Annotated in this window: 20 protein-coding genes, 1 tRNA gene and 1 pseudogene; 11 read left to right on the top strand and 11 right to left on the bottom strand. The window is 69.0% G+C overall.

From position 1 onward, the window contains the following. Positions 1–148 precede the first annotated feature (148 nt). Positions 149–1,405, top strand: coding sequence for a chondroitinase-B domain-containing protein (locus D7X12_RS17985; protein ID WP_158620065.1), 1,257 nt, complete (start codon positions 149–151; stop codon positions 1,403–1,405). 25 nt (positions 1,406–1,430) lie between these two features. On the opposite strand, the gene D7X12_RS17980 is transcribed toward D7X12_RS17985, so the two are convergent. From D7X12_RS17980 to D7X12_RS44345, 5 genes are all read right to left on the bottom strand, one after another. Next, positions 1,431–1,961 carry a non-proteolytic archaemetzincin-like protein gene (locus tag D7X12_RS17980; RefSeq protein ID WP_120626497.1) on the bottom strand — a complete coding sequence of 177 codons (531 nt, stop codon included), beginning with the start codon at positions 1,959–1,961 and terminating at the stop codon, positions 1,431–1,433. A 56-nt stretch (positions 1,962–2,017) separates the two neighbouring features. Next, positions 2,018–2,091: transfer RNA gene (locus D7X12_RS17975), tRNA-Gln, on the bottom strand. Positions 2,092–2,279: 188 nt separating this feature from the next. Then, a complete protein-coding gene (locus tag D7X12_RS17970; protein ID WP_120626496.1) occupies positions 2,280–3,437 on the bottom strand; it encodes an RtcB family protein in 1,158 nt (385 codons plus the stop codon). Next, positions 3,434–3,601, bottom strand: coding sequence for a ribosome-binding factor A (locus tag D7X12_RS44350; RefSeq protein WP_244224615.1), 168 nt, complete (start codon positions 3,599–3,601; stop codon positions 3,434–3,436). Before D7X12_RS44350 ends, D7X12_RS17970 begins: the two co-directional genes overlap by 4 nt. Then, positions 3,598–3,858: a ribosome-binding factor A gene (locus D7X12_RS44345; protein WP_244224614.1), complete on the bottom strand. Its 261-nt coding sequence runs from the start codon at positions 3,856–3,858 to the stop codon at positions 3,598–3,600. Before D7X12_RS44345 ends, D7X12_RS44350 begins: the two co-directional genes overlap by 4 nt. Before the next feature lie 256 nt (positions 3,859–4,114). Between D7X12_RS44345 and D7X12_RS17960 the strand changes: the two genes are divergently transcribed. Then, positions 4,115–5,431 (top strand): IS4 family transposase, encoded by a 1,317-nt coding sequence (locus tag D7X12_RS17960; protein WP_439329375.1) that lies wholly within the window; start codon positions 4,115–4,117, stop codon positions 5,429–5,431. Positions 5,432–5,616: 185 nt separating this feature from the next. Here D7X12_RS17960 and D7X12_RS17955 read toward each other — a convergent pair whose 3' ends face one another. The 4 genes from D7X12_RS17955 to D7X12_RS17940 form a co-directional block, all read right to left on the bottom strand. After that, positions 5,617–6,270, bottom strand: coding sequence for an IS701 family transposase (locus D7X12_RS17955; RefSeq protein WP_120626494.1), 654 nt, complete (start codon positions 6,268–6,270; stop codon positions 5,617–5,619). Between the two features lie 76 nt (positions 6,271–6,346). After that, entirely contained in the window at positions 6,347–6,958 is a 612-nt protein-coding gene (locus D7X12_RS17950) for an imm11 family protein (protein ID WP_120626493.1), read from the bottom strand. Positions 6,959–6,970: 12 nt separating this feature from the next. Continuing rightward, positions 6,971–7,654: an AHH domain-containing protein gene (locus D7X12_RS17945; RefSeq protein ID WP_120626492.1), complete on the bottom strand. Its 684-nt coding sequence runs from the start codon at positions 7,652–7,654 to the stop codon at positions 6,971–6,973. A 16-nt stretch (positions 7,655–7,670) separates the two neighbouring features. Further along, complete coding sequence (locus tag D7X12_RS17940; RefSeq protein ID WP_279637214.1) at positions 7,671–8,237, bottom strand: DUF6484 domain-containing protein; 567 nt, start codon at positions 8,235–8,237, stop codon at positions 7,671–7,673. Positions 8,238–8,841: 604 nt separating this feature from the next. Here D7X12_RS17940 and D7X12_RS17930 point away from each other — a divergent pair. The 9 genes from D7X12_RS17930 to D7X12_RS17890 all read left to right on the top strand — a co-directional run bounded on the left by D7X12_RS17930 (position 8,842) and on the right by D7X12_RS17890 (position 20,640). Beyond that, positions 8,842–10,158 (top strand): IS4 family transposase, encoded by a 1,317-nt coding sequence (locus D7X12_RS17930; RefSeq protein ID WP_439329375.1) that lies wholly within the window; start codon positions 8,842–8,844, stop codon positions 10,156–10,158. Between the two features lie 529 nt (positions 10,159–10,687). After that, positions 10,688–12,082, top strand: a complete 1,395-nt coding sequence (locus D7X12_RS17925; protein ID WP_120626490.1) for a dihydrolipoyl dehydrogenase family protein — start codon at positions 10,688–10,690, stop codon at positions 12,080–12,082. A 60-nt stretch (positions 12,083–12,142) separates the two neighbouring features. Next, the gene (locus tag D7X12_RS17920) at positions 12,143–13,390 is read left to right on the top strand and encodes a glycosyltransferase family 87 protein (RefSeq protein ID WP_120626489.1); all 1,248 of its coding nucleotides are present in this window, start codon (positions 12,143–12,145) and stop codon (positions 13,388–13,390) included. A gap of 82 nt (positions 13,391–13,472) precedes the next feature. Beyond that, positions 13,473–14,240, top strand: a complete 768-nt coding sequence (locus D7X12_RS17915) for an energy transducer TonB (protein ID WP_120626488.1) — start codon at positions 13,473–13,475, stop codon at positions 14,238–14,240. A 29-nt stretch (positions 14,241–14,269) separates the two neighbouring features. Beyond that, positions 14,270–15,028, top strand: coding sequence for a MotA/TolQ/ExbB proton channel family protein (locus D7X12_RS17910; protein WP_120626487.1), 759 nt, complete (start codon positions 14,270–14,272; stop codon positions 15,026–15,028). Beyond that, entirely contained in the window at positions 15,012–15,419 is a 408-nt protein-coding gene (locus D7X12_RS17905; RefSeq protein ID WP_120626486.1) for an ExbD/TolR family protein, read from the top strand. Before D7X12_RS17910 ends, D7X12_RS17905 begins: the two co-directional genes overlap by 17 nt. A gap of 15 nt (positions 15,420–15,434) precedes the next feature. Continuing rightward, positions 15,435–15,863, top strand: a complete 429-nt coding sequence (locus D7X12_RS17900) for an ExbD/TolR family protein (RefSeq protein WP_120626485.1) — start codon at positions 15,435–15,437, stop codon at positions 15,861–15,863. Between the two features lie 148 nt (positions 15,864–16,011). Further along, on the top strand, positions 16,012–19,239 hold the full coding sequence (locus D7X12_RS17895; RefSeq protein ID WP_120626484.1) for a TonB-dependent receptor: 3,228 nt from the start codon (positions 16,012–16,014) through the stop codon (positions 19,237–19,239). Between the two features lie 30 nt (positions 19,240–19,269). Further along, positions 19,270–20,640, top strand: a complete 1,371-nt coding sequence (locus tag D7X12_RS17890) for a beta-helix domain-containing protein (protein WP_120626483.1) — start codon at positions 19,270–19,272, stop codon at positions 20,638–20,640. Between the two features lie 83 nt (positions 20,641–20,723). Here the strand turns inward: D7X12_RS17890 and D7X12_RS17885 are convergent, their stop codons facing one another. Together D7X12_RS17885 and D7X12_RS17880 are read right to left on the bottom strand one after the other, a co-directional pair. Continuing rightward, positions 20,724–21,251 (bottom strand): hypothetical protein, encoded by a 528-nt coding sequence (locus D7X12_RS17885; RefSeq protein WP_120626482.1) that lies wholly within the window; start codon positions 21,249–21,251, stop codon positions 20,724–20,726. A 133-nt stretch (positions 21,252–21,384) separates the two neighbouring features. Next, positions 21,385–21,593, bottom strand: a pseudogene (locus tag D7X12_RS17880) (metallophosphoesterase family protein); the annotation flags it as partial.

Below are 21,593 nucleotides of genomic sequence, written 5' to 3'. Positions count from 1 at the left end.
CTTCCCGCTCAATCAGAAAATCATGTATTAAATGTTTTTCATGTCCATCCTGCCCACCCCCCCAGCCACTCCCTTCCGCTCGTGCCTCACGGCTGCCTCGGCCGCCCTGCTCGCCTTCGCCGCACCCGCATGGGGAGGCTCGACGGTCGTGGCCCCTCTGGCCACCTCCGTCGCGGAGATCAACCAGCAGATCGCGGCGGCCGTACCTGGCGCGGAGATCGTCGTCCGTGACGGGACCTACGACGGCGCGAGCATCAACTTCACCCAGCACGGCACCGCCACCCAGCCCATCACGCTCCGGGCGCAGACGCGCGGGAAGGTCGTCTTCACGGGCGCGTCTTCCCTGAGCATCTCCGGCGAGTGGCTGAACGTGGACGGGTTCGTCTGGAGGGGCGCGCGGAAGCAGAACGTCATCTCGTTCAACCGGGCCAAGGACTGTCAGTTCCGGCACAACGCGCTCATCGACGCGGGCCCAGAGCCCACGGTCGCGGACGGAAGCATCAAGCTGCAGAACTCGAGCGTGCGGAACAGCCTGCTCCGCAACCGCTTCGAGAACCTGCCGGCCCAGGGCATCCGCATCACCTGCAACGCCACCAACTGCGGGAACGTGGACAACCGGATTGCCTACAACCTGTTCTACGGCAAGAAGTCCTCTGGCGGGAGCAACAACGGGGAGTCCATCCAGCTGGGCTCCGGCATCATCGGTGACGTCAAGACCGTGGGTGACCTGTCCACCATCGTCGAGTCGAACCTGTTCGAGAACATCGAGCCGTCACAGGAGATGATCTCCAGCAAGACGAACTACAACGTCTTCCGCTTCAACACGTTCCGGAACACGCAGGACCGGCTCGTCCTGCGGATGGGCACGAACGCCCACGTCCACGGCAACTGGTTCATCAACGCGATGGGCGTGCGGATCCACGAATCCTCCCACTTCCTCCATGACAACCACTTCGAGGGAGTCGTCGGGCCTGCGTTCATGCTCCCCAGCGGGAAGCTGGACGCCAGCTGCTACCACTGGCCCGCGGACTCGGTCCGCGTCGTCGCGAACACCGTCGTCGGCGCGTCCGACAACGCCATCGAGATTGGCGGGAACAAGATGGAGTCCAACGGCTGCACCTATTCGGAGGTCCCGAAGGACGGCTACTACGAGGAGAACCTCCTCGTGAACTTCACCGGGAACGCGTTCTGGCTCTACGCACCCTCGCCCCAGACGTATGTGGAGAACGTCGCCTGGCCGCAGCAGGGCTCCGCGACCGGGGTGGTCTTCGTGGATCCGCTGCTCATCCGGAACGCGCTGGGCGCCTACGTCTCCAAGCGCTTCCCCGCCCGGGGCGCCGTCATGCAGTGCCGCGCGCTGACGCTGGCCGACGTGGGACCGTCGAGCACCTACGCCTGCCCGTGAGGCCCACCGGCGGCGGGCTGGACCTTCAGCGGTTGAGGCGGTTCAGCTCATTGCGGCAGACATTGCAGGGGCCCAGCTGCTTGCGGTCGCAGTCCTGGGGTGTCTGCGGGAAGAACATCACGCAGCGCGCGTCCTCGCAGTAGGACAGGCCGATGAGGTGGCCGGCCTGGTGCACGGCCTCCACCTGCACGCGGCGGCGCAGCGCCTCCCCCTCCGCGCCCTGGCGCAACCGGTAGAGGCTCATCACCGCGACCTTGGACTCGCGGTCCGCCTCACCGAAGACGAAGGGCGAGTCCGGCACGAAGAGGTCCGCGTCCGTCACGCCCATCACCAGCTCCTGCGGCGCGTCCTCCAGCAACGTGCCCAGCCGCCGCATGATGGCGTTGCAGTGGTACTGGCTGCGGTCCTTGTTGAAGGCGTAGGCAGGGGACGACAGCGCCGTCCGGCTCACGACCGCGCTGACGCCCATGTGGGTCGCCAGCGGTTCCTGCAAGGAGTTCACGAGCGTGGACGGTGGATTGCCCACGGTGACCAGCAGGAGCGTCTTCTGCGGCATCAGCCCACCGCCTTCTACCTCCGGACGGACGTTGGCCGCGTCCCCCCGGAGCGGAGTGGCTGGGGCGCAAGGATTCGAACCTTGATAATCAGAGTCAAAGTCTGACGTCCTGCCATTAGACGACGCCCCAGCAGGTTCGCACGCGTACTTTCGGGCGGATACTACGGCATCTTCACGGGCGAGGGGAACCCACTCTGACGATGGGCCCCCCCTTCGCCGGGGAGCCCGGGGGGGCGATCACCCACCGCGCGACACTCGGGACCCCCGGGTGGCCGGCCGGGCGGACGGGGTGTCGCCCACCCGACAGGCGCCCCCCGCTCAGCCCTTGAGCACGGCCAGGGGGGTGAGTCGGACGCAGGGCGTCACGAGGTCCGCCTCGTCCTCCAGCACCTCGGAGAGGTCCCGGTAGGCGGCGGGCGCCTCCTCCACGAGGGAGCCGGCTCGGCCCTCGTCGAACACCACCCGGCGCAGGGCGTGGACCAGCGCGTCCGGGCGGATGCGGGCCCGGGCCTCCGTGCGGGTGAGCACGCGGCCCGCGCCGTGGGAGCAGGAGCGGAAGGCGCGCGGCTCGGCCCGGCCCTCGACGACGTAGGAGGCCGTGCCCATGGAGCCGGGGATGAGCCCCCGCGCGCCCGCGTCCAGGCCCACCGCGCCCTTGCGGTGCACCTGGAGCGTGCGGCCGAAGTGTGACTCGGCGGCGACGTGGTTGTGGTGCACGTCCACGGTGCTGCCCGGGTCCGGGGCCACGCCGAGCACGTCCGCCATCACCGCGAGGGCCCGCGCGGCGAGCGTGTCCCGGTTCGCGCGGGCGAAGCGGCACGCCAGGGCCAGGTCATGGAGGCACGCCACGCCCGCCTCGGTGTCGGTGCGCAGGGCCGGCGGTGTGCCCTCCCCCAGCGCCTTCGCCACGCGCTGGTGGTGCTCGCCCACCGCGGCCCCCACGCCCCGCGACCCGGAGTGGATGAGCAGCCACAGGTCCCCGGCCCCGTCGCGGTCCAGCTCCAGGAAGTGGTTGCCGCCCCCGAGCGTGCCCAGGTGTCTGGGCGCCAGTCGCGCCCAGGCCTGGGTGAGCCGGTGGGTGGACAGCGTCGGCGCCTCCAACCCGGGAGGCAGCGGCAGCCCCCGCCCCCGGTGGACGGCGTCTCCCACGGGCACGACCCTCGCGAGCTGGGACAGGAGCCCCTCCAGGTCAGCGCGTGACAGCGACGCGGCGGGGAAGGCGAAGCGGTGTGCGCTCACGCCGCAGCCCAGGTCGTTGCCCAGCGCGCCGGGGACGACGTGGTGTTCGGTGGCGAAGACCGTCCCCACCGACACGCCGGACGCGAGGTGCACGTCCGGCATCACCGCCACGTGTTCGACGACGTAGGGCTGCGCGGCGAGCTGCTGGAGCTGCTTGAGCGCGGCGGCGGGCACCGCGCGGGCCCAGGCGAGCAGGGGCACCGCGCCCGGTGGGACCTCGAGGATGCGGGGCATCATGCTTCACCCCCTTCCCCGTCTTCCCAGCCGCTGTCGTCGGGCGCCTCCAGGCGTGGGGCGGTGCCCATGTGGATGAAGCGCAGGTGCGGGGTGCGCTTGAGGTTGAGGTGCTGCGCCAGCTGCGAGCGCAGGTAGCCCTCCGCGCGGACCAGGGCCTCCTTCACGGCGGCCAGGTCGGTGGCGTCGGGTGGCAGCGTGTAGCCGATGCGCGCGGTGCGCCTTCGGGGGACAGCTCGAAGGACGTCAGCGCGAGGCCATCGAGCACGGGGTCGGACAGCTCGCCACGGAAGAGCAGCGAGACCTCCTCGGAGAGGGTGGATTGGACGCGCAGGTGACGCGCGGACGGAGCCTGGGAATGGAACAGCGAGGAACCCGAACGTCGGGACGACGCGCGGGGACGGCGAGACCTGGATGAGGACATGAACGAAAACGGTTTCCTGTCGGTCGCGTCCGGATCCGTTGGACCCGAGGACACGACCGGGATGGGCACTCAAGGCTACCCCTCTCAAGGTGTTGGAGGAGGCTCCCTGGCGGGTGGGGCGGCAGGAGCGGTAGCTGCGGGCCGCGGCGCCTGGAAGGGCCGCCGAGAGCATCTTTCAGGGAGGTTGGCCGGAGGAAGAGTCATGGCCCTGGAAGCCGTCTTCGAGCGCTTCGTGCGCCAGAGTCCCTTGCCTGTCATGGCGCGGCTGCTCATGCAGCGGGCCTTGAGTCCCGAGTGGCTCGACGCCTTGTTCGAGCAGCATCGCCAGCGGCAGTACACCCGCGAGCTGCTCTTCTCCACCGAGGTGGACCTGATGGCGCTGGTGGCCTTGGGCCTGCGGCCGTCGCTGCATGCCGCGGCCCAGGCCCATGGCGAGCTGAAAGTGTCGCTGCAGGCGCTCTACGACAAGGTGCACCACACCGAGCCCGAGGTGGTGCGTGCGCTGGTGCAGGGCTGCAGGGAGCGACTGGCGCCCGTGCTGAAGCACCTGAAGCTCCAGCAGCCGTCCTGGGCGGCGGGCTATCGCGTGCGCGTGCTGGATGGGAACCACCTGGCAGCCAGCCAGAAACGACTCAAGCCGCTGCGGGGCTTTCGAGGAGCGGCGCTGCCCGGGCAGTCGCTGGTGGTCTACGCGCCGGAGTGGGACCTGGTGGTGGACATGTTCCCGGCGGAGGATGCGCACGCGCAGGAGCGGACGCTGCTGGGGCCGGTGCTGGAACGAATGCAAGCGGGGGAGTTGTGGTTGGCGGACAGGAATTTCTCGACGACGCGGATTCTCTTCGCCATTGAGGACAAGCAGGCCGCCTTTCTCATCCGGGAGCATGGCCGCTCTCCCCACCCGGCCGAGGTGGGGCCAATGAAGAAGGTGGGGCGTGTCGAGACGGGAGTCGTCTTCGAGCAGGCCGTCGAGGTGGAGGACGAGCAGGGGCGGCGCTTGCGGCTGCGGCGGATTGAGTTGCAGTTGGAGGAGCCGACCGAGGATGGCGAGAGCTGCATTCGTCTGCTGACGAACGTGCCCGCTGAGCGCATGGGGGCCAAGGAAGTGGCGGGGCTGTACCGGCGGCGCTGGAGCATCGAGGGGATGTTCGGCCGGCTGGAATCGGTATTGAAGAGCGAAGTGAGGACGCTGGGCTACCCGCGAGCGGCCCTGCTGGCCTTCGGCGTGGCGGTGATGGCGTACAACGTGCTGGCGGTGATTCTGGCGGCAGTCGAGGCCGAGCACCGGCTGCAGTCGACGGAACTGTCCAGCTACTACGTGGCAGGCGAAGTGAAGGCCACCTATGGCGGGATGATGATTGCCATTCCCGAAAAGCTCTGGCGCGGTTTCGAGTCTCAGACGGATGAGGAGTTGGGCAAGGAACTGCTGAGGATGGCCAGCCATGTCAATCCGGCGAAACTGCGCAAGCATCCCCGAGGGCCGAAGAAGAAGGTGAAGAAAGGGTATGCGCCGAGGCAAGAAGTCGACCGACATGTCTCGACGGCGCGGGTGCTCAGAGGAGACGAGAACACCTGACGGCCGTGGGGTGTCCGACCTCGGTTCTTCAGTGCGCCCCAGGAGCGAAAGGGCTGTCTGGAGTGCGGTCGTTGTGCAACGACTTCGGGGAACGAGGCGCCTCCCGCAAAGCGAAAGCATGAAAACCATGCTCGCGGTGCACAGAGAACAGCGAACGAGTGGTCTCGCGGCCCCAACATGCCTCCCTACACGCACGACCAGGGAGCGACACGCTCCCTACACCTTGAAAGGGGTGGGTGTAAACCCGCCTCGAAGGCTCGCAGCAACATTACCTGGGCCAGTTGGGTCTTGGTACGGAAGGTCACCGCGTCCGGAACACCGGCCTCCTGGCGCCGGGGCCTGCTCTGCGTCCACTGCTCGGGCAGGTACAGCTCCCAGTCTATCAGCGCGTGGCCACGGGGCGTTTCGTAGGCGAGGAAGACGCCCACCTGGCAGTTCTCAATCCGCCCCGCGGTGCCCGTATATTGGCGTGCCACGCCGGCCGACTTCTCGCCCTTCTTCAAGAAGCCCGTCTCGTCGACCACCAGGACGCCTCCCTCGCCGAGTTGCTCGCGCGCGTACGCCAGCACGTCGTCGCGCACGGCCTCCTCGTTCCACTTCGCTCGCAGCAGCAGGTGCTGGAAGCAGTACGGCGCGGGCCTGCCAGCCGCCTCGGCCAGGCCCCACGCATTCTTCCTCTCGGCTCGCGACAGCAGCGCCTTCACGTAGAGGCTGGCTGCTTCGTGCGCTTCTCTTCGGCGGAAGTGCGGTTCCAGCCATGCGGCGACTCGCTCGAACTCCTTGGCCAGCCTTCTCGCCAGGACCACCTCGTCATGTTCGGCCTCGACCTGTGCCCCCACGGGAAACCTCCGGCGACCTCTCCTGTTGGATCAACAGGAGGCCACCCAGTAGGTCTTCCGAACTACAACTGTAGTATTAGGACTGCGCGCGCTTCCGGAACTCAACACCATAATCATCCAGGTCCTGAAAGGTCATCCCCTCGCAATCCTCGTCCAGGATGTCCTGGCCCAGATCCTCCCGAACAAGGATGAGCGATGGCATTTCCGCAAGCCGGAAGATCTTCACGTCCTTGGGAATCTTCTTCTCATCGAGCACCAACCTCCGGAAGCGCTGCACCTGGGTCTTGAGAATGGAATCCATCACGAAGTCAGACTTCTTCGCATTCATGCAGGCCACGGTGCCCTGGACGTTGGCGATGAAGTAGGACGGCTCCAGGATCTTCTTGCGCGGAGTGCGCAGGCGCACCGGAAGGAATTCGATGGGATTCGCAGGCGCCTGCCTCTCCAGGATGCCCTTGAGCTTCGAAGAAATGACGAGCAGGGAGAATGCATTGGGGATGCTATCCGTCAGCTTGCTGCCTCCCTCCTTGTCCAGATCAAAGATGAGTTCCTTGGGGAACCAATCCTTGCAGGGGATGCCTTCGTCCAGCAGGTAGTCCTTGTCGCCCAACTCTTCCTTTCGGAACGAATCCAGGCACGCGAAGGACTCATCGTCGTCGTCATCCACCCAGGGGTAATAGCTGACCATGATGGGCTCCTCCTATTTCGAGCGCTTGCCGAGCTTCTTCTTCGCGGGCAGCGGCTTCTTGAACGTGTTGATGGCAATGGGGCCGGCGCCCACCAGGAAGTCCCAGTACTGCTCTTGAAGCCCCATCAGTCGGTCCCGGATGTCGGTTGGAGGGTTCCACAGCTTGTGCTTCTTGTCCTTCGCCAGTGCCGCGTTCAAGGATTTCCGGACGGCCCCCATGTCCCTGGCAATCTGCTTCGTGTACTTCGGATGACTGCCTGAGTGATGCGGCAGCTTATGGAAATCCGAATCACGCGACCTCGATGGCAGGAAGATGATGTTCTCCCCATTGTTGATGTCGTAGTCCACGCCCTGGAGCATTCGCAGTTGATCGCTGCCAAGGTAGTTGGGGGAGAGCGCCTCCTCCGGGAGCAGATGGTGGCCCTGATTGCTATACGGCGATTGCCCGATGTGGAAGTTCCGGCCGTGGCCGAAGATGTAATGACTCGCATGTTCCCTGGAGCCCCGCGCCACCTTGCCCTGGGCGTCGGTTCCGCGGCTCAAGAGCACGGACCTGATGACATCCAGATCCAAATAGGCGCTCTTCCGTCCCCCATCGCCATCGATGTGCGAATAGCCCTTCTGTCGGTAGTCACGGGAGCGCTTGAGCCGGGCCCGCAGCTTGCCCGCACCATCGATGTGTCCGTCGTCGGCCATGCGTCCCCCGGGGAACTCAGTTCAACTCGATCTTGCCACCGCGAATGAGCTGGAGCCCCGAAGCACGGCTCTCCACCCGGACTCCCCGCAGGAGGATGGTGCCATCCCGGCGAAGGATGATGCTGGCCTCTCCTACCTGCAGCACCAGTTCACGCTGCGCGCCCAGGACGCGCCGCTCTTCCTGGTTGGAATCCTTTGCCTCGGAAGGAGTGGACAGCGCGTCGGCAGGGCGCTCCGCTCCTCCGGGCCGGGAGGCGTCATCCAGCAGTTGCTCCAACAGGGAAGGGGCGCCAGCCCGCTGTGCCAGCGCGACGAGCAAGGGCCGGGTCGGGTCGCCCTCCTCGAACAGGAGCGCGGCATCCCTTCGCTCCTCTATGGCCACGCGGAGCTGTGCCGGTTCGAGCGTCACGAAGCTCCGGGCGGTGACGGGACCTGGCGAGGGATTGCCTTCGAAATCCACCAGGGCCAGACCGTCCGGGCTCACACCCACAAGCCGGCCGACACGCGCTCCGACGATGCGCTGCAGCTGAGGCTCGGAGGTTCCGGGACTTCCGGAGGGAGGAGCATCGTCGGGTGAGGCCATGGGACACCCCTTGAACAGGTGATACCCATTCTCACATCAGCCAGCCATTCCATTCAATACGACTCACGCTCGGAATGAAGATCGACAGGTCGTTCCTCCTGGGCACTCTTCGAGCAAGGTCGCGGTGTTCCACGCCGCAGCAGCCACACTGGAGGAGAACACCCGCGCTGCGCAGCGTGAGGCACGTCAGGTGACCCGGCGTCAGCGCTCGCCGCGGCTCGACTGGCCAGGTCTCCTCCAGCGCACCTTCAAGGAGGACGTCCTTCGCTGCGGCCGGTACGGGGGACGGCGCCGTGTCCTCGCCTACCTCGCCCACTCGCCTGCGCTCAGGCACGTGCGGGAGCACTTGAAACGGCCCCTGGACGTGCCGCCTCTTGCACCGGCACGAGGGCCGCCGCAGCCAGACTTCTGGCAGTACGGGCCCCACCCCTCTCAAGGTGTTGGAGGAGGCTCCCTGGCGGGTGGGGCGGCAGGAGCGGTAGCTGCGGGCCGCGGCGCCTGGAAGGGCCGCCGAGAGCATCTTTCAGGGAGGTTGGCCGGAGGAAGAGTCATGGCCCTGGAAGCCGTCTTCGAGCGCTTCGTGCGCCAGAGTCCCTTGCCTGTCATGGCGCGGCTGCTCATGCAGCGGGCCTTGAGTCCCGAGTGGCTCGACGCCTTGTTCGAGCAGCATCGCCAGCGGCAGTACACCCGCGAGCTGCTCTTCTCCACCGAGGTGGACCTGATGGCGCTGGTGGCCTTGGGCCTGCGGCCGTCGCTGCATGCCGCGGCCCAGGCCCATGGCGAGCTGAAAGTGTCGCTGCAGGCGCTCTACGACAAGGTGCACCACACCGAGCCCGAGGTGGTGCGTGCGCTGGTGCAGGGCTGCAGGGAGCGACTGGCGCCCGTGCTGAAGCACCTGAAGCTCCAGCAGCCGTCCTGGGCGGCGGGCTATCGCGTGCGCGTGCTGGATGGGAACCACCTGGCAGCCAGCCAGAAACGACTCAAGCCGCTGCGGGGCTTTCGAGGAGCGGCGCTGCCCGGGCAGTCGCTGGTGGTCTACGCGCCGGAGTGGGACCTGGTGGTGGACATGTTCCCGGCGGAGGATGCGCACGCGCAGGAGCGGACGCTGCTGGGGCCGGTGCTGGAACGAATGCAAGCGGGGGAGTTGTGGTTGGCGGACAGGAATTTCTCGACGACGCGGATTCTCTTCGCCATTGAGGACAAGCAGGCCGCCTTTCTCATCCGGGAGCATGGCCGCTCTCCCCACCCGGCCGAGGTGGGGCCAATGAAGAAGGTGGGGCGTGTCGAGACGGGAGTCGTCTTCGAGCAGGCCGTCGAGGTGGAGGACGAGCAGGGGCGGCGCTTGCGGCTGCGGCGGATTGAGTTGCAGTTGGAGGAGCCGACCGAGGATGGCGAGAGCTGCATTCGTTTGCTGACGAACGTGCCCGCTGAGCGCATGGGGGCCAAGGAAGTGGCGGGGCTGTACCGGCGGCGCTGGAGCATCGAGGGGATGTTCGGCCGGCTGGAATCGGTATTGAAGAGCGAAGTGAGGACGCTGGGCTACCCGCGAGCGGCCCTGCTGGCCTTCGGCGTGGCGGTGATGGCGTACAACGTGCTGGCGGTGATTCTGGCGGCAGTCGAGGCCGAGCACCGGCTGCAGTCGACGGAACTGTCCAGCTACTACGTGGCAGGCGAAGTGAAGGCCACCTATGGCGGGATGATGATTGCCATTCCCGAAAAGCTCTGGCGCGGTTTCGAGTCTCAGACGGATGAGGAGTTGGGCAAGGAACTGCTGAGGATGGCCAGCCATGTCAATCCGGCGAAACTGCGCAAGCATCCCCGAGGGCCGAAGAAGAAGGTGAAGAAAGGGTATGCGCCGAGGCAAGAAGTCGACCGACATGTCTCGACGGCGCGGGTGCTCAGAGGAGACGAGAACACCTGACGGCCGTGGGGTGTCCGACCTCGGTTCTTCAGTGCGCCCCAGGAGCGAAAGGGCTGTCTGGAGTGCGGTCGTTGTGCAACGACTTCGGGGAACGAGGCGCCTCCCGCAAAGCGAAAGCATGAAAACCATGCTCGCGGTGCACAGAGAACCGCGAACGAGTGGTCTCGCGGCCCCAACATGCCTCCCTACACGCACGACCAGGGAGCGACACGCTCCCTACACCTTGAAAGGGATGGGCACTCAAGGCGCCACCACGCGGACACCGTCTGGGGGAACGGCGAACCGTTCCCAGGCGTCACGACCGCGCGGAGCGAACCAGGACCCCCTTGGCGACACGTCCCATGGCACACCTCCCGCCGCGCACCCACCGCGCGAACCGTGCGCGCCCCGACGCACCGGGCCCGCGGGTCCTGACAGAAGCCGTGCGGCTGTCCGGTGGTGATCAGCCACTCTTTCCACCATCCGACTCGGGCGGCCGGTCTGATTGGCGCGGCCTCCGCACCCGTGCAAGCAGGACGTGGGAGGCTTCATGGCCGAGACTTTCGACGTGGTGGTGATTGGGGCGGGGCCCACGGGGGAGAACGCGGGGGCGCGTGCCGCGGCGGGTGGATTGAAGGTGGCGCTGGTGGAGCACGAGCTCCTGGGCGGCGAGTGTTCGTACTGGGCCTGCATGCCCAGCAAGGCCCTGCTCCACCCCGGCGAGACGCTGTGGATGGCACAGCACACGCCCGGCGTGCGCGAGCTCCTCCAGGGGCCGCTCAAGGTGGACGCCGTGCTCAAGCACCGCGACAAGATGGTGTCCGGCTACGACGACAAGTCCCAGGCGAAGTGGGCGGAGGGCGCGAAGCTCACCGTGGTGCGGGGCCGCGGCAAGCTCACCGGCCCGCGAAAGGTGAGCGTGGAGGGCAAGGAGGGGAAGGTGCGCGAGCTGGAGGCGCGCCGGGCCGTCGTCATCGCCACCGGCAGCAAGCCGCGCCACCCGGACATCGCGGGCCTCAAGGAGTCACGGCCCTGGGACAACCGTGAGGGCACGGGCGCCAAGGCGGTGCCGGGCCGGCTGGTGGTGCTGGGCGGCGGCGTGGAGGCGGTGGAGCTGGCGCAGGCCTGGCGCGACCTGGGCTCGGAGGTGACGCTGGTGCAGCGCGGTCCACGCCTGCTCACGCGCTTCGAGCCCTTCGTGGGCGAGCAGCTGGCGCAGGCGCTGCGCGACGCGGGCGTGCGCGTCTTCCTGGAGACACAGGCGACGAAGGTGCAGCGCTCCGGCGAGGGCAAGGGCGAGTTCACCATCACCCTGACCAACCGGGACACGCTGCGCGCGGACGCGCTGCTCGTGGCGATGGGGCGCACGGCGCGCACGGACGACCTGGGCGTGGACACGCTGGGCCTCAAGTCCGGTGCCAGCATCGAGGTCGATGATCAGCTCCGCGCGAAGGGCGTGGACGGCGACTGGCTGTATGCGTGCGGCGACGTGAACGGCCGCAACCTGCTCACGCACATGGGCAAGTACCAGGGACGGCTGGTGGGCGACATCCTCCTGGGCAAGCCCGCGAAGGCCTGGGCCGACACGAAGGCCACGCCGCAGGTCATCTTCACGCACCCGCAGGTGGCCAGCGTGGGCCACACCGAGGCGCAGGCGCGCAAGGCGGGCGTGCCGGTGAAGACGGTGCAGTACGAGCTGGGGGACGTGGCCGGCACGTCGCTGCTGGGCGAGGGCTTCAAGGGCACCGCCAAGCTGGTGGTGGACGAGCAGCGCCGCATCATCGTGGGCGCCACGTTCACCGGCCCCGGCGTGGGGGAGATGCTCCACGCGGCCACCATCGCCGTCGCGGGCGAGGTGACGCTGGACACGCTGTGGCACGCGGTGCCGTCGTACCCGACCATGAGCGAGGTGTGGCTGCGGCTGCTGGAAGCCTACGGGCTGTAATTGCGGTGGGGCGCCTCCGCGTGGAATGGTGCGCGCCCCACCCCCTGCCTCCTTTTGTGAATGAGCACCGCTGACCTGCCGCTCCTCCGTGCGTCCCCGCGCGCGTCCCTGAAGGTGGAGTGGGCCTTGTTGCTGGTGCTCGCCGTGGCCGCCGTCGCCGTGGGCCAGCACCCGAGGCGCGGCGTGGACTTCCGCGTCTACCTCACCGCCGCCGAGCGCTTCCGCGAGGGCACGGACCTGTACCGCGCGGAGGACGGCACCATGCCGTTCAAGTACGCGCCCGTCACCGCGCCCCTCTTCCTGCCCTTCACCGCCGTGCCCCCACGCGTCGCCGTGGCCCTGTGGAACCTGGGCTCGGTGCTCGCCCTGGCCGCCGTGTCCGTGCTCACGCGCCGCGCCAGGCCCGCGCCCGGGTCCCCATCCGGTTCCGGCGAAGCAACGCCGTGGCCCTGGGCGCCGGTGCTCGCCACGCTCGCGCTGCTGCCCGCGTTCTCCTTTGAAATCTTCTACGGCCAGGTGGACGCCGTGCTGCTGTGGCTGCTGGTGCTCGCGGCCGTGGGCGCCGAGCGCGGCCGTGCCTGGGGCCCTGGCGCCGCCTTCGCCGTGGCGTGTCTGCTCAAGCCGCCCGCCGCGCTGCTGGGCCTGTTCTTCCTCTGGCGCAGGCACTGGCGCGTGGTGGGCACCACGGCCCTCTTCGGCGCCGTGCTGGTGCTGCCCACGCTGATCCGCTACGGGTGGGCGGGGACGCTGTCCCAATTGCAGGCCTGGACGGAGACGCTCGCGCGCACCACACCGCCGTGGGCGCTGGGCCACAACCCGCAGGGCCTGCCCACGCTCCTGATGTCGCTGGTGCTGCCTCCGGAGTCGCTGCCGCCCTCGGGCGCGATGTCGCTGGCGCAGGCCGTGGCGCTGGGCCTGTTCGTCGCCGCGTTGCTGTGGGCGCGGCCCGGGCCCGTGGACCTGCTCGCGTTCGGCTGCCTGGGCGTCACGCTGTTGTCACCGTTGGCGTGGCGCGCGAACTACCTGCTCGCGTGGCCGCTGATCCGCGCGGCACTGGAAGGGCGGTCGCGGATCAATGGGGCGCTGGTGGGGCTGGTGGCGCTCACGGGAATGCTCGTGTCGGACACGGTGCTGGGCCCGGAGCTGGCGCGACAGGTGCTGCTCACGCGGCCGTTCGCGTGGGTCTACACCGCGCTGCTGGTGGCCCTTCTGTGGCAGACGCGGCGGAGGGGCTCGCCCATCGCCGTTCTTCCCGACAAGGCCGTGACGCACCTGCCGCGTGGATTTCCGAACGCCCGCGGTTCGTGACCCAATCGAGACACGGTCGCGGGCAAAGTGTCACGGGCCCTGAACCTTCGTGACACACGGCGTCGCTATATGCGTCCCCGTCATGTTCGAAACGTTCGACAGCGCCTCCAGCGCCCCCGCCGCGGCCCGGCGGTTCGCGCTCTCCACCACCGCGTCGGTCGCCGTCTTCGGACTCATCGCCGTGGCGGCGATGACCGCGGCCAACACCGTGAAGGAAGTCATCCAGGAGAAGAAGGTGGACGTCGTCTTCCGTCCTCCTCCGCCTCCCGTCGTGGAGGTGAAGCCGCCTCCGCCGCCCCCTCCGCCGGTCGTGAAGGTCACGCCCCGCGCCGCGCCGCCCGCGGTCGCCAAGGCGCCGCCTCCGGCCGCCCCCCTCGTCGCGCCCGCGCCGCTGAAGGCCCCGGACGCGGTGCCGCTGGAGAAGCCGCCCGAAGCCGAGAAGGAGGTCGTCGCCGCCGCGCCCATGGCCGTCGGTGGCACCGGCACGCTCGTCCCGGGTGGCGTGGTGGGTGGCACCGGCAGCGGTGAGGGGATGGCCATTGGCGGCGGTCGCGCCCAGCCCATCAACCTCCCCGAGTCGGCCACGCCGCCGGAGCCGCTGTCCGCGAACCTGCTGCCCGAGTACCCCTCCGAGGCCCGCTCCAAGGGTCAGGAGGGGATGGTCATCCTCAAGGGCGTCGTCGAGGTGGACGGCCGCGTCACCGGACTCAAGGTGATGCGCGGTGACGAGCCCTTCGCCAGCGCCGCGCTGGCCGCCGTGCGCACCTGGCGCTTCCGGCCCGCCGTCGTGTCCGGCCAGCCCACCGCCGTCTTCCGCATCTTCAAGGTCCCCTTCCGCCTCAAGTCCTGACGCCCCCTCTTCCCCGGGAAACCACCGCCATGAACTTCAACCTCAAGGAAATCTACGCGCACATGGGTGTCTTCGCCCTGTGCATCGCCTGGACGCTGGTCGCCTTCGCGGTCGCGTCGCTGGCCGTGTTCTTCGAGCGCCTCTTCGTCTACTTCCGCTCGCGCGCCGCGTCCCGCCAGTTCGCCGGCCGCGCCGGTCCGCTCCTCGCGGCGCAGCAGCACGACGCGCTGGTGAAGGAGGCGGAGGGCAACAAGAGCAGCCACCTGGCGACGATGCTGGGCGGCGGCATGAAGACGTTCCTGTCGAAGTCCCGCGCGCCCGCCGGCAAGCTGGGCGCGGTGGAGCTGACCCGGCGCGACCTGGTGCGCATCAACGAGCGCATCACCGCGGACGTGCGCCGGGGCATGTCGGTGCTGGCCACGGTGGGCTCGGTGGCGCCGTTCGTCGGGTTGCTCGGCACGGTGGTGGGCATCATCGAGGCCTTCGCCGGCATCGCGAAGGAGGGCTCCGGCGGCCTGGGCGCGGTGTCCGCCGGCATCGCCGAGGCGCTCGTCGTCACCGCGCTGGGCCTGCTCGTCGCCATCCCCGCGGTGCTGATGTTCAACTTCCTGTCCACCCGCGCGGACGCGCTGCTGCTCTCGCTGGAGCAGGCGCGCAGCGAGTTCATGGACCACCTGGAGGACATGGCCAACGACAAGCGCGCGGTGGCCGGGCACGCGCCGCAGCACCCGAACAGCGCGGACGTCGTCTCCACCCGCGGCGAGGCCACCGATGTCGGCCACGCGTAGGAGCATCACGCCGGAGATGAACGTGACGCCGCTGGTGGACGTGGTGCTCGTCCTCCTGATCATCTTCATGGTCGTCACGCCGCAACTGGAGGCCGGCGCCGCGGTGGAGCTGCCCGTCGCGATGAACCCGGATCCGGAGAACAAGAACCTGGAGCCCACGACGGTGAGCCTCGCGGCCAACGGGTCCTTCTTCCTGGACCGCAAGCAGCTGACGCGGGACGCGCTGGTGGTGGAGCTGAAGACGCTGCACCAGGCGAAGCCGGACGCGCCCGTGGTGCTCAAGGCGGACCGGGGCGTGGCGTACCAGCAGGTGCGCGGCGTCTTCAAGGCGATGCAGGACATTGGATTCCCGGGCATCAGCCTGCAGGTCATCGACCGGCAGAAGAAGTAAGGGGAGGCACGCGCCATGGCTTTCGACGTCGGTGGCAGCAAGGGCGGCATCCGCCCCACGATGAACGTGACGCCCCTGGTGGACGTGGTGCTGGTCCTCCTGATCATCTTCATGGTCGTCACGCCGTTGATGACCAAGCACCTGTGGATGAACGTGCCGGCGAAGCCGGACAAGACGGAGAACACGCCGCCTCCGCCGCCGGACGCGAAGCCCCCCGTGGTGCTCACGGTGGACAAGGCCGGCACGCTGCGCATCAACCGCGAGGAGGTGCCTCGCGACCAGGTGGTGGTCCGCCTGCAACGCATGCTCAACGCGCGAGCGGACAAGATCGTCTTCTTCGACGCGGGCGACGCGGTGCCGTACGGCAGTGCCATGGAAGTGCTGGACCTGGCGCGGGGCGGGAACATCACCGTCGCCGTGTTGCCGGAGCGGCTCGCGGACTGAGTCGCGCATCGGGTGTCCCGCGCGCGGTGTGAGCCGCGCGCGGTCCGTGACACCGAGTTTTCCGTTCACCGCCAGAGACGTCACAAACCCTTCATCCCAATGCCACGGGCGTCGCGTTGATTGCGCGTCGCTGTCGGCAAGGAGAGCCGTGTTGTCTCGTTCGAACTTCGTGCGCGCCTTTGTCGCGTCACTCGTGCTCATCACCCTGCCTGCCTTCGCGCAGGCGCCCGGCGCCGAGCCGACAGCGCCCCTTGCCCCCACCCCTTCCGCCACGCCCGGTGCGCAGCCCGCCGGTGAGCTTCCGCCTCCGCCGGGGACGCCCGGTGGTTCCGCCGCGTCGCAGCCGGACGGAGCGCTGCCCACCAGCCCCGCGCCTTCCTTGGGGACGCAGCCCGGGAGCGCCGCGAATCCGCAGCCCGCGCAGCCTGGCGCCGTTGCGCCCGCGCAGGCCGTTCAGCCTGGGAACGCCGCACCCGCGCAGGACACGCAGCCTGGGAACACCGCACCTGCGCAGCCTGGAAGCGCCGCTCCCGCGCAGGCCGCGCAGCCTACGGAGCCTTCCGCTCCGGCCGCCGCGCAGACCGGCACCGTGACGGATCCCACCGCGACTCCCGCCGAAGGCACCGAGGCCACCGCGTCCGACGAGGCCGCGATGGGCGACGAGGCGCTCGCGGAGTCCTCCACGCCGCCGCCCGGCTTCACCGGCATCTACGGCCGGCTGACGGACGAGGCCACCGGCGAGGGGCTCATCGAGGCCACCGTGAAGGTCGTGACGGGCTCGCAGAAGCAGGCCCTCACCGACCTGGACGGCCACTACCGGCTCGCGCTGCCGCCGGGCAAGTACGACCTGCGCGCCTTCTACGACGTGTACCAGGGCCGCCGCATCACCGGCGTCGTCGTCACGCAGGGCAAGGCCACGAAGCTGGACGTCGCGCTCGGCGCGGACGTGGGCGCGGTGCAGGAGGTCGTCGTCGAGGCCCGCTCCGACCGCCGCGCCGAGGGCGCCCTGCTCCAGGACCGCAAGAAGGCCGCCGCCGTCTCCGACGCCATCAGCGCGCAGGAGATCGCCCGCACGCCGGACTCCAGCGCCGGTGACGCGGTGAAGCGCGTGGTCAGCGCCACCGTCGTGGACGGCCGCTACGTGCTGCTGCGCGGCCTGGGTGGCCGCTACGCCACCACGCTGCTCAACGGCGCGCTCCTGCCCAGCCCGGAGCCGGACGAGCCCAGCGTGCCGCTGGACCTGTTCCCCACCAGCCTGCTCGCCAACCTCAACGTGGTGAAGAGCTACACGGCGGACCTGCCCGGCACCTTCGGCGGCGGCACGCTCCTCATCGAAACCAACACCTACCCGTCCCAGTTCGAGTTCAAGCCGCGCCTCACCCTGGGCGGCGACACGGTGACGACCTTCCGCGAGCGCAACTCGCAGGCGCAGGGCGGCTTCGGCGAGACGCTGGGCTTCGCGAGCGCCAGCCGCGACCTGCCCGACGCGATTCCGCGCGACCGCCGCCTGGGCGCGGACAGCGGATCCGCGCAGCAGCTGGAAGGCCAGTGGGAGTCCTTCAGCAACATCTGGGAGAAGCGCACCACGCGCGCCGCGCCCAACCTGGGCCTGGGCGCGTCCCTGGGCGACACGCTGCGCTTCGGCAACCAGCGCCTGGGCTACCTGGGCACCGTCAACTACGGCCACCGCGACGGCGTGCAGGTGGGCGACTTCGCCCGCGCCTCCCGCGACGAGTCCGGCACGCTCGTGTCCCAGGACGTCGCGCGCACCACGCAGGGCTTCTCCACCGCGAACCTGAGCGGCCTCGCCAGCGTGGGCTACCAGTTCGACCGCGACAACGAGCTGACCTTCTTCAGCCTCTACACGCGCGGCACCGACACGCGCACGTACACCGCCAACGGCAACAACAACGTGCGCGGCGACACCTACGCCAGCACCCGCCTGCAGTTCATCACCCGCGCGCTGTCCTTCAACCAGCTCCGGGGCTTCCACCGCCTGGGCCTCTTCGGCGACGCGGAGCTGGACTGGCAGGGCAACTTCTCCCGCGTGGACCGCGACGAGCCCGACACGCGCGACACCCTCTACAGCGCCAGCCTGGGCGACTCCGGCGCGCAGCTGTCCTTCCCCAACCAGCCCAACAGCGGCGAGCGCTTCTTCGCGGAGCTGGGGGAGACGTCCACCGGCGGCAGCCTCAACCTCACCCTGCCCTTCACCTCCGGCCTGCGCGTGAAGGTGGGCGGGCTCACGCAGGTGTCCTTCCGCGACTTCAACGCGCGCCGCTTCCGCTACCTGCTCAACGAGACGCCGGTGGACCGCACCCTGCCCCCCGAGCAGCTCTTCTCACCCGACAACGTGGGCAGCGCCATCACCGTGCGCGAGACGACCCGCGCGGACGACGCCTACAACGCCTTCCTGGGCATCTACGCCGGCTACGTGTCCGCGGACTACCAGCCCGTGGAGCCCCTGCGCCTGGTGGGCGGCCTGCGCCTGGAGGCGTCCACGCAGGAGCTGACGCTGAAGGACCCCTTCACGGGCGTGGAGGGTGAGGGCGGCACGGATTCCAACTACCTGGACCTGCTGCCGTCGTTCAACGCCATCTACGCGCTGTCGGAGAAGGTCAACGTGCGCGCGGGCTACAGCTACACGCTGGCGCGGCCCACGTTCCGCGAGCTGGCGCCCTTCATCTTCTTCGACTTCGTGCGCCGCCGGAACGTGTCCGGCAACCCCGACCTGCTGGAGACGCGCATCCACAACCTGGACGCGCGCGTGGAGTGGTTCGTCGGGGACAACGAGGTGCTCGCCGCGAGCGCCTTCTACAAGCGCTTCCAGGACCCCATCGAGCGCGTCATCCGCAACCCGGACAGCGGGGACCTGGGCTTCGAGAACGCCGCGGGCGCGGACAGCTACGGCCTGGAGCTGGAGGCGCGCACGTCGCTGGCGCGCCTGAGCCCCACGCTGCGTCCGGTGCGCGTGGGCGCGAACCTCACGCTCATCCAGTCGCAGGTGGACCTGGGTGACTCCGCCGTGGTGGGCGCGCAGACGAACAAGGACCGTCCGCTCCAGGGCCAGTCGCCCTACGTGATCAACGTCAACGCGGGCTATGAGCGGCCGGAGAGCGGCACCGAATTCGCCATCCTCTACAACGTGTCCGGCCCGCGCATCAGCGAGGTCGGCGTGCAGGGCCTGCCGGATGTGTACGAGCGGCCCTTCCACCGCGTGGACCTCACCCTCACGCAGAAGCTTGGCGCGACGCAGCTGAAGCTGACCGCCGCGAACCTCCTCAACGCCTCCGTCACCCTCCGCCAGGGGGACGTGACGGTGCAGACGTACAAGCCCGGCATGGCGTTCACCGCCGCGCTCGGCTGGTCCCTGTAACTCCCATCTCCTCCCGAAAGGACGTCACCCATGAAGCGCCTGTTTGCATCCGTCCTCGCCCTCTCCAGCCTGACGCTGCTGTCCGCTTGCGGCGATGACGACGAAAAGACCCCGACGCCGGATGGGGGCACCACCGCCACCACGCAGGACGTGACGGCGAACATCACGGGGGACACGACGTGGAAGGCGGGCACCACGTACACGCTGAAGAACTACGTGTTCGTGGAGCAGGGCACGCTGACCATCGAGCCGGGCACCACCATCCTGGGCGACCAGGGCAGCGCGCTGGTCATCACCCGCGAGGCGAAGCTGAACGCGGTGGGTACGGCGCAGAAGCCCATCGTCTTCACCAGCTCGCAGGCGGCCGGTGCGCGCGCGGCCGGTGACTGGGGCGGCGTGGTGCTCCTGGGCAAGGCCCGCATCAACGTGGCCGGCGGCGAGAACACCGTGGAGGGCTTCTTCGCCACGAGCGGCGACGTGAAGACGAAGTACGGCGGCACGGACGACACCCACGACTGCGGCAAGCTGAAGTACGCGCGCATCGAGTTCGCGGGCTACGAGCTGGCCGAGGACAACGAGCTCAACGGCCTGACGACGGGCGCGTGCGGCACCGCGACGGACATCGACTACGTGCAGGTGCACAAGGGCGCCGACGACGGCGTGGAGATGTTCGGCGGCACGGCGGGCCTGAAGCACATCCTCATCAGCCAGCCGGACGACGACGGCCTGGACTACGACCTGGGCTGGCGCGGCAAGGTGCAGTTCCTGGTGGTGCAGCAGAACGCCACGGTGGGCAACCGCGGCATCGAGGCGTCCGGCAACAAGAACGACAACGCCGCGCAGCCGCACTCGGCGCCGGAGATCTGGAACGCGACGTTCATCGGCTCCGGGCGCGCGGCGGGCACCACGCCGGCGCAGGAGGGCCTGGTGTTCAACACGGGCGCGGGCGGCATCCTGCGCAACGTCATCGTCGCGAGCTTCGCGGACAAGGCCATCGACGTGGACGGCACGGCCTCCGCGGCGCTGTGGAACGCGGCCACGCCGGAGCTGTCCGTGCAGGGCACGCTGTTCTGGACCAACAAGGGCGACACGGTGTCCATCCCCAACGCGCCGAACCCCAAGAAGGACGCGGCGGGCACGGTGACGGATCCGGACGTGAGCAAGTTCGTGGAGGCGGAGAAGGTGCTGGCCGCGGGCCTGAACAACAAGGTGGCGGATCCGCAGCTCACCGCGGCGCTGAACCTGGACGCCCCGGACTTCACCCCGGCGGCGGGCTCCCCGGCGCTCAACCCGGACAACGCGGCCACGCCCGGCGCGGGCTTCGACACCAGCGCGCGCTTCGTCGGCGCGGTGGGCCCCAGCAACTGGCTGACCGGCTGGACCGCGTTCCCGAAGAACTAGCTGTCAGGCAGTGACACCGAGGCCGCGTGTTCCCAGGCCTCCAACCTGGGGGCACGCGGTTTCGTGTGTCCGAAGCTCCGGACTTAAGACGGGAGGCCCGAGGACGCGTCGTCCTGCGCTCCCACGAGGGACTCCGGGTTGTTGCCGTTCTCGTTGAACAGCGTGGCGCCAGCCACCGGACGCACCTTGGGGGGACGGCCACGACGGCGCGGGGCGTTCTCCTCGGAGCCCGGGGCCATGCCCACCGGCTCCACCGCCGTGGGCTGCCCGTCCGCCCGGACCGCCTTGCGCGTGGGACGCGGCAGGTGGATGGCCTCCAGCTTCGCGCCCAGCTCCGCGTCGTCCTCCGCGAACACCTTCGCGTACGCCAGCGCCCGCTGCCCCTTCTGCAACAGCGACTCCTGGCTCTCGTTCAACACCTGCCGCGCGGCATCCAGCGCCGCCTGCGCGCGCGCCACCGCCTCCGCCTTCTCGCGCACCTGCGCCGCGGCCTCGCCCAGCACCGCCGTGTCCACGTCCGGGAACTTCACGTCCGCCAGGTCCGTGGCGAACAGCTCGAGCAACGCGCGCAGCGCGGGGGAGATGGAATCGTTCTCGGGGAAATCGAACATGCGGGGGCCTCCTCACAAGGCGTTGAGGCCGCCTATCTGCCCAGATGTTCAGTGCTCTTTCAAGGGGTCCCTTCGCGAGCCGGAAACTCGGCCCCGCATGCTTCGTCAAGGGTTCCCCCGGAAACCTCGCGGATCAATCCACCCGCACCAGCGCCACGTCCCGCACCCCCACCGACGGATCCACGTCCACCGCCAGGTAGTGCCGGCCCACCCCGTCGAAGCGCTCGGGGATGGCCCCGCCCCCGCCGGAGATGTACGCCGGGATGCCCGCGTTCGAGAACGAATAGTAGGAGTGGATGTGGCCATAGAGCGTCAGGTCCACGCCCGCCCGCGCCATCTTCC

It is taken from the genome of Corallococcus sicarius (genome assembly GCF_003611735.1).
In the GTDB taxonomy this organism is placed as follows: domain Bacteria; phylum Myxococcota; class Myxococcia; order Myxococcales; family Myxococcaceae; genus Corallococcus; species Corallococcus sicarius.
This window is presented reverse-complemented; position numbering and strand designations above follow the sequence as displayed.